Source organism: Metabacillus litoralis, assembly GCF_003667825.1.
Lineage (GTDB): Bacteria > Bacillota > Bacilli > Bacillales > Bacillaceae > Metabacillus > Metabacillus litoralis_B.
The window spans coordinates 3,318,177-3,330,000 of the sequence record NZ_CP033043.1 but is presented as its reverse complement, the minus strand read 5'-3'; the positions used below and the strand labels follow the sequence as shown (position 1 = coordinate 3,330,000).

At 37.9% G+C, this 11,824-nt stretch carries 8 protein-coding genes, 2 rRNA genes and 1 other annotated feature (1 of these 11 running past the window's edge); of the genes, 8 read left to right on the top strand and 2 right to left on the bottom strand.

What is annotated here, in order from left to right; all coding sequences use genetic code 11:
• From D9842_RS16535 to D9842_RS16525, 3 genes are all read left to right on the top strand, one after another.
• Nucleotides 1-1,233, top strand: a 23S ribosomal RNA gene (locus tag D9842_RS16535) (it extends 1,698 nt beyond the left edge of the window).
• A 207-nt stretch (nucleotides 1,234-1,440) separates the two neighbouring features.
• Nucleotides 1,441-1,556 (top strand): 5S ribosomal RNA (gene rrf / locus D9842_RS16530).
• 723 nt (nucleotides 1,557-2,279) lie between these two features.
• Nucleotides 2,280-2,500, top strand: a binding site (T-box leader).
• A 50-nt stretch (nucleotides 2,501-2,550) separates the two neighbouring features.
• Nucleotides 2,551-4,257 (top strand): 2-isopropylmalate synthase, encoded by a 1,707-nt coding sequence (locus D9842_RS16525; RefSeq protein ID WP_121663447.1) that lies wholly within the window; start codon nucleotides 2,551-2,553, stop codon nucleotides 4,255-4,257.
• Between the two features lie 82 nt (nucleotides 4,258-4,339).
• Here D9842_RS16525 and D9842_RS16520 read toward each other — a convergent pair whose 3' ends face one another.
• Both D9842_RS16520 and D9842_RS16515 read right to left on the bottom strand, forming a co-directional pair.
• On the bottom strand, nucleotides 4,340-5,296 hold the full coding sequence (locus tag D9842_RS16520) for an alpha/beta hydrolase (protein ID WP_121663446.1): 957 nt from the start codon (nucleotides 5,294-5,296) through the stop codon (nucleotides 4,340-4,342).
• Nucleotides 5,297-5,522: 226 nt separating this feature from the next.
• On the bottom strand, nucleotides 5,523-5,711 hold the full coding sequence (locus tag D9842_RS16515; protein ID WP_121663445.1) for a hypothetical protein: 189 nt from the start codon (nucleotides 5,709-5,711) through the stop codon (nucleotides 5,523-5,525).
• 403 nt (nucleotides 5,712-6,114) lie between these two features.
• On the opposite strand from D9842_RS16515, the gene D9842_RS16510 reads away from it, so the two are divergent.
• The 5 genes from D9842_RS16510 to D9842_RS16490 all read left to right on the top strand — a co-directional run bounded on the left by D9842_RS16510 (nucleotide 6,115) and on the right by D9842_RS16490 (nucleotide 11,461).
• Entirely contained in the window at nucleotides 6,115-7,314 is a 1,200-nt protein-coding gene (locus D9842_RS16510) for a sensor histidine kinase (RefSeq protein ID WP_121663444.1), read from the top strand.
• Complete coding sequence (locus D9842_RS16505) at nucleotides 7,314-7,970, top strand: response regulator (protein ID WP_121663443.1); 657 nt, start codon at nucleotides 7,314-7,316, stop codon at nucleotides 7,968-7,970. The genes D9842_RS16510 and D9842_RS16505 overlap by 1 nt, the downstream gene beginning before the upstream one ends.
• A gap of 162 nt (nucleotides 7,971-8,132) precedes the next feature.
• Entirely contained in the window at nucleotides 8,133-9,068 is a 936-nt protein-coding gene (locus D9842_RS16500; RefSeq protein WP_121663442.1) for an ABC transporter ATP-binding protein, read from the top strand.
• A gap of 13 nt (nucleotides 9,069-9,081) precedes the next feature.
• Nucleotides 9,082-10,290 (top strand): ABC transporter permease, encoded by a 1,209-nt coding sequence (locus tag D9842_RS16495; protein ID WP_121663441.1) that lies wholly within the window; start codon nucleotides 9,082-9,084, stop codon nucleotides 10,288-10,290.
• A gap of 13 nt (nucleotides 10,291-10,303) precedes the next feature.
• The gene (locus tag D9842_RS16490; protein WP_121663440.1) at nucleotides 10,304-11,461 is read left to right on the top strand and encodes an ABC transporter permease; all 1,158 of its coding nucleotides are present in this window, start codon (nucleotides 10,304-10,306) and stop codon (nucleotides 11,459-11,461) included.
• The last annotated feature ends 363 nt before the right edge of the window (nucleotides 11,462-11,824 follow it).

The following is an 11,824-nucleotide window of genomic DNA, read 5'->3' as shown; positions in this document are numbered from 1 at the left end:
AGAACTCTCGTTAAGGAACTCGGCAAAATGACCCCGTAACTTCGGGAGAAGGGGTGCTTTTTAGGGTGAATAGCCCGGAAAAGCCGCAGTGAATAGGCCCAGGCGACTGTTTAGCAAAAACACAGGTCTCTGCGAAGCCGCAAGGCGAAGTATAGGGGCTGACGCCTGCCCGGTGCTGGAAGGTTAAGGGGAGAGGTTAGCGCAAGCGAAGCTTTGAACCGAAGCCCCAGTAAACGGCGGCCGTAACTATAACGGTCCTAAGGTAGCGAAATTCCTTGTCGGGTAAGTTCCGACCCGCACGAAAGGCGTAACGATCTGGGCACTGTCTCAACGAGAGACTCGGTGAAATTATAGTACCTGTGAAGATGCAGGTTACCCGCGACAGGACGGAAAGACCCCGTGGAGCTTTACTGTAGCCTGATATTGAATTTTGGTACAGCTTGTACAGGATAGGTAGGAGCCTGAGAAGCCGGAGCGCTAGCTTCGGTGGAGGCGTCGGTGGGATACTACCCTGGCTGTATTGAAATTCTAACCCACAGCCCTGATCGGGCTGGGAGACAGTGTCAGGTGGGCAGTTTGACTGGGGCGGTCGCCTCCTAAAATGTAACGGAGGCGCCCAAAGGTTCCCTCAGAATGGTTGGAAATCATTCGTAGAGTGTAAAGGCACAAGGGAGCTTGACTGCGAGACCTACAAGTCGAGCAGGGACGAAAGTCGGGCTTAGTGATCCGGTGGTTCCGCATGGAAGGGCCATCGCTCAACGGATAAAAGCTACCCCGGGGATAACAGGCTTATCTCCCCCAAGAGTCCACATCGACGGGGAGGTTTGGCACCTCGATGTCGGCTCATCGCATCCTGGGGCTGTAGTCGGTCCCAAGGGTTGGGCTGTTCGCCCATTAAAGCGGTACGCGAGCTGGGTTCAGAACGTCGTGAGACAGTTCGGTCCCTATCCGTCGTGGGCGTAGGAAATTTGAGAGGAGCTGTCCTTAGTACGAGAGGACCGGGATGGACGCACCGCTGGTGTACCAGTTGTCTTGCCAAAGGCATAGCTGGGTAGCTATGTGCGGAAGGGATAAGTGCTGAAAGCATCTAAGCATGAAGCCCCCCTCAAGATGAGATTTCCCATAGCATTTAGCTAGTAAGATCCCTGAAAGATGATCAGGTTGATAGGTCAGAGGTGGAAGCGCGGTGACGTGTGGAGCTGACTGATACTAATCGATCGAGGACTTAACCTATCAGAAAAGCGGAAGAAGCTTAGCTTTTATCCATAGGGAATTGGAGCGATCGAGATGAAGTCGTTCTTTGACTTCTTCGAGAGAGTGAAATTACCGTAGGATTTGGCTTCTGGAGCTGGACAAAGTAAGAGCATAAACTCAGTAGAGTGAAGTTGAATTGTGAATCGTTATCTAGTTTTGAGGGAGCATCCTTCAAACTAAATATTATTTGGTGATGATGGCGAAGAGGTCACACCCGTTCCCATGCCGAACACGGAAGTTAAGCTCTTCAGCGCCGATGGTAGTTGGGGGTTTCCCCCTGTGAGAGTAGGACGTCGCCAAGTAAGATGGAAAAAAGATCAGTAGAGATGCTGGTCTTTTTTTGCTTATAAAAAAGTAAGGGTGAAGCATAAATATAATTTTTATTATGAAGATGCATGGTAGAAACAAATATAAAGGTACAAGCAAGAGTAAGTAGAGGAAATGAATCCATAAACAAAGAGGATATTCATCATATGGGGAAATGTAGAATTTTGTTGAATCGAAGATAAAAACGGGATAATCGAAGATAAACCTCTAATAATCGTAGATACCCCTCTTATAATCGAAGATAAGACTCTAGTAATCGTAGATACCCCTTGTAAAATCGCAGATAAAGATATTAATCACAGTTAAAATGTTCGTGGAAGAAGACCTATGCATCCATTCTTAAGAAAAAACAGGTTTGTAGAGTGAATACAAGTGACATTCCCTCTCTATTTCCTGCCTGATTTACCGTTCACCACCACAATGAATGAAATTCCCTTTCTGATTGCTGCCTGATTTGCCGTTCATTAACTGATCCACCTATTATTTTCCTAGCAAACCAAAGAATTTCCCTCCCTCTAATCAACATGCATTTTAGTTTTCGACACCATTCTGCAAAAAACGGGAAGTGACAGGCACCGCCCCACTCACAGGCACCCTCACGAAAACAGAAACAACCTCATACCAAAAAACATCAACTTTCTCTTGATTATTCACCCAACTTGTTATAAAATTAGAAAAATCAGATTAGTATAAATTATTGAAACACTGTGAATGGGAATATTAAGGAAAATAGATTGTTTAGAGAGCTGTCGGGTGGTGAAAGACAGTCAATTGATTCCCCAACTCGCCCAGGAGTGGTAGGACTGATATGTAGGTCTTAACGGATGACTACCGTAATAAAGTCTCAAAGTGGGTTCGTTTATTTAGTGATGAACCAAAAAGAGTGGTACCACGAAGGTTATAGCCTGTCGTCTCTTATGAGATGATAGGCTTTTTTATTTGAATAATAATGGAAAGGCGGTATTTTAAATGAAAAATATTGATAAGTATTCTAGAGGTTATTTTATGCCTCCAGTGACTAGCTTAAAATGGACGCAGAAAGAGTATATTACGGAAGCTCCTACTTGGTGTAGTGTTGATCTGCGCGATGGTAATCAGGCGTTGATTGTCCCTATGAGCTTAGAAGAAAAGTTAGAGTATTTTCAATTGTTGTTGGAAGTTGGTTTTAAGGAAATAGAAGTAGGTTTTCCCGCTGCATCTGAAACGGAATATGCTTTTTTACGTACATTAATTGAACAAGATTTAATACCGGATGATGTAACAATCCAAGTGTTAACACAGTCAAGAGATCATATTATTAAGAAAACATTTGAGGCTCTAGAAGGTGCGAAAAAAGCGGTGGTTCACCTATACAACTCAACATCTGTAGCACAACGTGAGCAAGTGTTCAAAAAAACGGAAGAACAAATTATTGATATTGCAGTAACTGGAGCAAAGCTACTTAAAAAATATGCTGCTGAAACGGAAGGAGATTTCCAATTTCAATATTCTCCGGAAAGCTTCACAGGCACAGAAGTGGAGTTTGCACTTGAAATTTGCAATCGTGTTTTAGATGAATGGCAGCCTGATGCGGAAAACAAGGTTATTATCAACTTACCAGCAACAGTTTCAATGTCTATGCCTCACGTTTACGCAAGCCAAATCGAGTATATGAGTGAGAATCTTAACTATCGGGACAATGTAATTCTATCCCTTCATCCACATAATGACAGAGGAACTGGGGTAGCAGACGCAGAGTTAGGAATGCTTGCTGGAGCACAGAGAGTGGAGGGAACATTGTTTGGAAATGGAGAAAGAACTGGTAATGTAGACATTGTTACACTTGCCTTAAACATGTTTTCACATGGTGTTAATCCAAATCTAAACTTAGAAAATATCCCAAGCATTATTACACAGTATGAGAAATTAACAAGAATGACCGTTCACGAAAGACATCCTTATGGAGGCGAACTTGTTTTTACAGCATTTTCTGGTTCTCATCAGGATGCAATTGCAAAAGGAATGAAATGGCGTGAAGAAAAAGAACGGCAGTACTGGAATGTTCCATATTTATTAATAGATCCAATGGATATTGGTAGACAATATGAGGGAGATATTATTCGTATTAATAGCCAATCAGGTAAAGGTGGAATTGGCTATGTGCTTCACCAAACATATGGGCTTGATTTACCTGTTGAAATGCGTGAAAGCTTTGGATATCATGTTAAAAATATTTCAGATCGTAAACATAAGGAGCTTATGCCGAATGAAATCTATGATATTTTTATCAATGACTTTGTAAATATTAATACACCTGTCGAGTTTATTGATTACACGTTCACTCAAAATGCTCATTATGAAACAGCAGTTATGTTTAAAAAGAATGAACAAGAATACAAGTTAAGTGGAACAGGAAATGGAAGACTTGATGCAATCAGTAACGTACTTCAAGAGCAACTTGGTTTCCGTTATAAAGATTTAATGTATAAGGAGCATGCGCAAAACATAGGCTCAGAGTCTAACGCTGTCTCTTATGTTGGGATTACTGCTTTAGATGGTGCCGTCTATTGGGGTTGTGGAATAGACGCTGATATTATGACATCCTCAGTAAAAGCCCTGTTTAGTGCTGTTAATAATATGATATCCAACAAAGAAATTTCTGTAGAAAAAGAGACAGAGTCTGTTTCTTCTAAATAATAAAAGCAAAAAAAGTCGATAACTATTATCGGCTTTTTTGCTGTAACACTCACAAAAAGTTTGTGAGTGTTACAAATAAAAATTAAGATTTTACCTTTTCAAGTCTTTCAAAGCCGTTTTTAACTGCTTGAATATATTCATTTGTAGCACGAATTGATAGATCTGCATCTGGATTTATTCCTTCAAACCCGTGATAGGCTCCAGGGTATAAATGAAATTCAACATCTACACCAGCTTGTGCAAGCCTTGTAACATAAGATAAAGTTTCATCTCGGAAAGGATCTAATTGCCCAACACATGTGTAGGTGTATGGTAAATGACTATAATCTTCAGCTCGTGCAGGAGCTGCATAGGCAGGGATGTTATTTTTTCCATATAATTCTCCCAAATACATCTTCCAGCCTGCTTCATTTGTTTTCTGATTCCAAACAAATCCTTCTTTAATTTCGTTTGTAGAAGGTGAGTTATTTTGATCATCAATCATTGGATAGAGTGGCATTTGGAAACAAAGAGAAGGATATTGTCGGTCACGAGCTAATAATGTTAAAGCTGCTGTTAATCCACCACCAGCGCTAGCACCTGCAACTCCTATTCGGTTCGGATCAATATTTAATGACTCTGCATGATCAGCTATCCATTTTAAAGCAGCATAACAATCCTCGATCGGAGCTGGGTAAGGGTGTTCAGGAGCTAGACGATATTCTACCGAAACGACTACACAATTAGCTTCTTTTGCAAACCTCATACATAGATCATCATTATCATCTATTGAGCCTAAAATATATCCACCCCCATGGATCCATAACAAAACAGGTAAAGTTTCAGTGGATGAGTTTTGACGGTAAATTCTTAATGGTAATGGATTTGAATCTGGTCCAACAATGATTTCATCAGTTAATGAAAGAGATTCATCAACAACGGTAGGTTGCCTCATCTGAGCTGCACCTTCTCTAATTGTTGGTAAATTCTCTGGACGAATATCTAAATCTTGAAACATATCTAATCCTTGTACTAACTCTGGATTAACTCTGTTCTTCATTTTATAACACTCCCTCTTTTTGATTTTTGTATACGTTTACAAAAGTATGAAGTGTGTCTAAGAAGTAAAATTGTCTTTGTATCATCACAATTAAAATTATAAAGTGAATGTGTGAGAATTGTAAACAAAGTAATCGAAAAAAGGGAAGAATGACTCTTTTGAGTAACCTCTTGGTCCTTCTGAGAGTGCTTATAAGATTAGGAAAGTGCCTTATAAAATCATACAGTTATTTATATTGTTTGTATTTAGACCAACTTCTCCAACTAACAACACATAACCCAACGAACATAAGGGAAAATTGAACTGGACTTCTGTTTAGGTCGAATATAAATGCAATACTGCCGGCAATAGGTATTAATAGTAAGATAATAATAGATAGCCATTTATATACATTTGGATTCTCTTTTCTTTGCATAAATGCCTCCTAAAAGTTAACAAGCTCCTTATTTATTTTTAAAATAATTTAAAGCTTTTCTTAATTTCTTAATTTCTTCTTTTTGTTCCTTAATTCTCACTTTTAGGGTATAAACGTGAAAGGAAATAATGATGAAAAGTATAATAATGATGATCGTTACGGGGTCAAAACGTATTAGCATTAAATCAATCCTTTCATGAATGAGAAAGTATGATGCCAATATCATCATAACATATTAATTTAGGCAATTTGACAACTGATGGAAAGGAGTATGTATGAACCATCATTATTATAATCTTTTACAGGATGTTATTACTAGCAACTCAAACTAAGCTTATAATAAGAATATCTTAACAAAATTTAAATCCGAAAATAAAATTCTCTAACACATAGAGGTGATTCCTTGAAGCTAACCTTTTTAAACAGCCTTAGGCTAGTGATGTTTATTTTAATGAGTTATGTTTACTATCAATCTGTGGAAAGTCATACAACTATTCAATTCGTTTATACAATTATAGCAGGAGCGGGATTTTGTTTTAATCACTTATTTATGGGAAGTCAGGCAGGCAAAAGGTATTACTTGATTCCACTGGCTTTAGATTCTCTTTTCATTATTGGATTTGTTTTTTTCTTTCCTGAAGCAACTCTTTATTTAATTTTGTTTGGGGTAAATGCTGTTACACTTTTTTTGGTAGCTGAAAGTAAGAGAATTCTTCTGGGATGCTCTTTAGCCTTTTTCGTTATTTGGGGAATTTGTATTACTTATACCTTTTATGCTACAGGTAATTTTAGTGTGATGAATAATTTGATCAACTTCACGTTTATTGTGTTTGCAGCAGTTGTAGGCAGGTTAATACATAAATTGCTTCTTGCTCAGGAGAAGATTGAAAGTCAGTATGATGAGCTTGCACAAACCCATGATGCTTTAAAAGTTGCTCATGAGAAGCTGCATCATTATTCAAGCCAGGTGGAGGAGTTAACGCTTATTCGAGAGCGCAATCGAATATCGGGTGAAATTCATGATACTGTTGGACATAAGATGACTGCTTTATTGGTTCAGCTGCAGGTTGCTAAAGAGTTGCTAAATTCAAAACCTGAGAAAAGCAAGGAAACAATCCTGCTTTGTGAGGAATTGGCGCGAAATACTCTTCAGGAAATTCGTCTATCTGTGCGTACCTTAAGGGAAGATCGTCAGCCACAATCATTTCTATCCACAGTAAGAAAAATACTAGAAGACTATAAGATGATGACTGGGTTAACATCAACTTTGGCTGTAAAGGGGGATGCTACAAAAATTCCAGTTTCCATCCAATTAGATTTAACTCGTATAATACAGGAATCCATAACAAATTCGGTTCGACATGGGCAGGCATATGAGTGCAGTGTTATGCTGGAGGTAACAGATTCAAATATTGATATTTTTATTAAAGACAACGGAACAGGGGCAGCAACAGTTAGTCCTGGATTCGGGTTAAAGAATATGAGAGAAAGAGTTTATGAGCATGGTGGAAATATAATGTTTGAAAGTACAGCTTCAAATGGGTTTATTGTAAAAGCACGATTTCCGCTTAAAGAGATAAGGTGGCAAATGGGGGGAGCTTAGTGGTTAAGTTATTAATTGTTGATGACCAAGAATTGATGAGAGATGGACTTGCAACCATCCTTAATTTAAAATCTGTGCTTGAGGTTGTAGGTGTGGCATCGAATGGTCAGGAAGCTTTTGAAAAAGCTGGTGACTTGATGCCGGACATTGTTTTAATGGATATTCGCATGCCTGTAGCAAACGGTGTAGAGGGAACTAAGTTGATTACATCTAAATATCCTAATATCAAAGTGCTTATGCTCACGACCTTTCATGATAGTGCTTTAATTTTTGAGGCGCTTGAAGAAGGGGCGAGCGGATATTTGTTAAAGGATATGCCCACAGATGCTATTGTGCAGGCAATCATGACAGTTCAATCAGGTGGTATGGTTCTTCCGAAAGAATTAACAGCAGATATTGTGAGAGAAATGAGAAGAAATCAAACGATTGAGCAAACTAGTGAAGTCCCTGAGATTATAAAGGGATTAACAGAACGAGAGATTGAAGTGTTAAATAAGCTTGGTTTAGGCTTAAACAATAAAGAAATAGCTTCCAAATTGTTTATTTCCGAGGGCACTGTAAAAAATCATGTGTCAAATTTGATCAGCAAACTTAATTTGAGAGATCGAACACAGGCAGCTATTTTTGCTGTAAGGTATAACATTACTACCTTCTGATCGATGACTTTTGGCATATATGACTATGAAATACAGCTAAGATAGCTGTATTTTTTTATGGATTTTTCTATCTGCAGAGGGATTTGAAGGAGAGGATATCGAGCTATACTTTAGATGTTGATCAAAAAAAATAAAATATCAATCCAGTGAGGATGTGAAGATATGTTAGAGGTTAGAGAGCTAAAGAAAAGCTATGGAAAAAAAGAGGTTGTGAAAAATGTTTCGTTTACCATTGAAAAGGGTGAGGCATTCGGATTGTTAGGCCCTAATGGAGCAGGGAAGTCAACAACGATTTCAATGATATGTGGTCTTATCCCGTATGACGACGGTGATGTGTTCGTTGGGAATGAATCGGTTAAAAAAGCACCAATAAACATTAAGAAAAAAATAGGAGTAGTCTCACAGGAAATTGCTCTTTATCCAACAATGTCAGCAAAAGATAATCTTCTATTCTGGGGTAAAATGTACGGACTTTCAGGTTTGCAAGCAAAAAAACGAGTGGAAGAAGTATTAGAGATTGTTGGATTAAAAGATCGTGGGAAAGAACGAATTGAAACTTTTTCTGGAGGAATGAAGCGAAGAATTAATATTGGAGCAGCTTTGATGCATGAACCAGAATTACTTATTATGGACGAACCAACTGTTGGAATTGATCCACAGTCCCGAAATCATATCCTTGAAACAGTGAAAGCTTTGAATGAAAAAGGGATGACGATTATCTACACAAGTCACTACATGGAGGAAGTAGAGTTTCTTTGTCATCGTGTTGGAATTATTGATCATGGAGAGGTAATGGCCATTGGCACAAAAGCAGAGCTATGTAACAGGTTAGCGGGAAGTAGTTTTGTTCAAATCAATGTTGAAAAGATGACAGGCAAGGCAATGGAAGCAATAAAACAAGTCCATAGTGTAACCCAAGTTTTGTACAAAGAAGAATTAGGGATTCTTGAGGTTTTCTCTCTTAACCCTCAAGAGGCATTGGGATCTATTATCACAGCGGCTATTAATCATGGACTAAAAATTGAAGAGGTTAAAATCGAAGAAGCGAATCTTGAAACATTATTCCTGCAGTTAACAGGAAGATCTTTACGAGACTAGGAGGAGTGATAAGATGTTCACAATTGCTTGGAAAGATATGAAAATCAGATTAAAAGACCGAAAATCTTTTATCACCCTATTATTAATGCCAATCGTCTTAACAATGATTCTAGGTTCAGCTCTTAGCGGTGTATTCGGTGAGGATGGAACGCTACCTGGAACATCAGCAGGTATCGTTGTGTCTTCAACAGATGAGGTGACAGATCAATTTATTAATCAAGTTCTTCAAGGAAAACAATTACGAGATAGTTTGACAGTGAGTGAGTTTAACTCAGAAGAGGAGTTAAGATTGGCTGTGGAAAACCAGAAAGTAGATGTTGGCTTAATTCTTCCTGTTCACTGGGGAGAAGGGTTAATGAAGGGAGAAGAAAAGACTGTAACGATTTTAAAAGATCCAGCAAAAGAAATTCAAGCTACTATTCTTCGCTCCATAACAAACTCTTTTGTTGACCGGATTACAACAGTATCAGCTGCTGCAGGTACAGTAGCTGAAAAGCTATCGACTGTTGTTCCAGTTTCTAATCAGAATATAAACTCAGCAGGTATGATAACGAGTCTTGTAGATGATCTTTCGGTAATTGCAGGGTCTAAGGTGAATGCTATTGTCAGTGAAAAGGACGGTAAGGAACCAATTTCGGGAATGCAATATTATGCTGCTGCAATGGGAGCTATGTTTATTTTATTTAATACAACCATTGGTGCAAAAACGATTATTCAAGAGAGAAATACAGACACATTAGCACGATTAATGTGTAGCCCAATTAGACATTCTTCTATTATGATTGGGAAGTTCCTTGGAACTTTTTCTTTTTCCCTCCTACAATTTATCGTGTTTGTCATGACAACTCATTATTTATTTGGAGTCGCATGGGGAAACAACATCCTCCAACTTTTCGTAATTGGAATAGCTTATTCAGTATCTGTAGCAGGGTTAGCAATGATTATAGCAGGATTAATAACAGAAGAAAAAACGGCTGATACAATGGGAGGAATTGGGGTTCAGATTCTAGCCCTCCTTGGGGGTTCAATGATTCCACTTGCCACTTTTCCAAGCATTATGCAAGAAGTAGCTAATATTGCACCGAATAAATGGGCTCTTCATAGTTTTTTAGAAATTATGAATGGAACATCATGGTCTTCACTTGTTATGCCTATTACGATTTTAATAACAATTGGGCTTACAACCCTGTTTATAGGGTCAATAAAACTAAAGTATAGGTAAGGAGAGAAAAATAATGAAGAGAATTGGCGCAATTGCGGCCTTTGAGATGAAAAGGATGTTTCAAAAGCCACAATCATTTTTGCTCATGTTTGGAATGCCTCTACTATTTACCTTTATTTTTGGAGGGTTATTTTCTGAAGGTGAAGAAAACAAGCCGATAATTTCTGTAGTTGATCTTGATAACACCTTATTATCAAAAACATTAATAGATGAAGTGAAAAGTAAGGGTTTGGTGGATTTTTACATCGATGACAGTCAAACAGCCGATCTAAAATTTAATGACCAAAAAATATCAGGATATGTTCAGCTAAATTCAGGGTTTGAAATAGAATTGTTAGATAACAAAACACCGGAAGTTGTATTTGTTTCTCAAGCTTCATTTGAAGGAGCTACTATGATTGAACAAATCATTAATGATAGCATTGTGAAAATTCAAATTGGAGTTACAGCCTCAAGCTTTTATCAGAAAGTAACTGGGGAGGAGCTAAAGGTAGTTCAAGATCAAATAGTAGAAGAGACTTCTGGAATTCCGACCTCTGTTGAAACAGTTACCGTGACCAAAAGTAATGAAGTTGCAACAATGTCCAATTTAACCGCTCGATCCGCTGGTTTTACAATTATGTTTGTAATGATTAGCATGCTGATAAGTACAGGTGTGCTTTTAGAGGCTAGGCAGTCTGGTGTTTGGTATAGAATGATGTCTACCCCGGTCTCAAGAACTGAATTATTAGGCGGATATTTGCTTTCGTTCTTTTTAATTGGATGGATTCAATTTGGGATATTAATGCTTATAACAAAAGTAGTATTTCATGTTAATTGGGGGAATTTGTTAGCAAATATTGTGCTCGTCTCCTGCTTATTACTATGTACAATCGGTCTAGGGCTCTTTATTGCAGGGTTCGTTAAGTCCTCTGAACAACAATCGGTGTTCGGCAACTTAATTATCATCTCTACCTGTATGCTTGGCGGCGTTTATTGGCCTCTTGAAATTATGCCTGACTTTATGCAACAAGCAGCTAGATTTGTTCCACAATACTGGGGACTTGAAGGATTCACAGAACTTGCCGCAAGAGGTGGGAATATCTTAGATATCATTTATCCAATTTGTGTTCTTCTTATATTTACAGGTGTTTTTCTTACTATAGGAATGAAGAGGATTCGATTTGAGTAGATAAAGGCATTGATAAGCATCCTTCCTCAACAAAGCACATTTCATTTTTGAAATGTGCTTTTTCATTAGAGTAAAATAGTATTAATTTAGAAAAAAATGAATATAAATAAAAAGTTAGAATCTCCATGATATGAAGCATATGTCTATTCACGTTTAGGGTATGAAAAGCGTACAATAATAGGGGAAATTGGTTACCTAATAAGGAAAAAAATGGCTGTAATCCTAGAAAAATTTGAATGAATATTTATATTTTTCTTTATTTTATTCTTTATGGACATATTTCTCACTTTCTACCATCTTTCAAAAAGTTTATAATTATCATATAATAGTAGATAAATAGTTAATATATTCATCTATAAATTA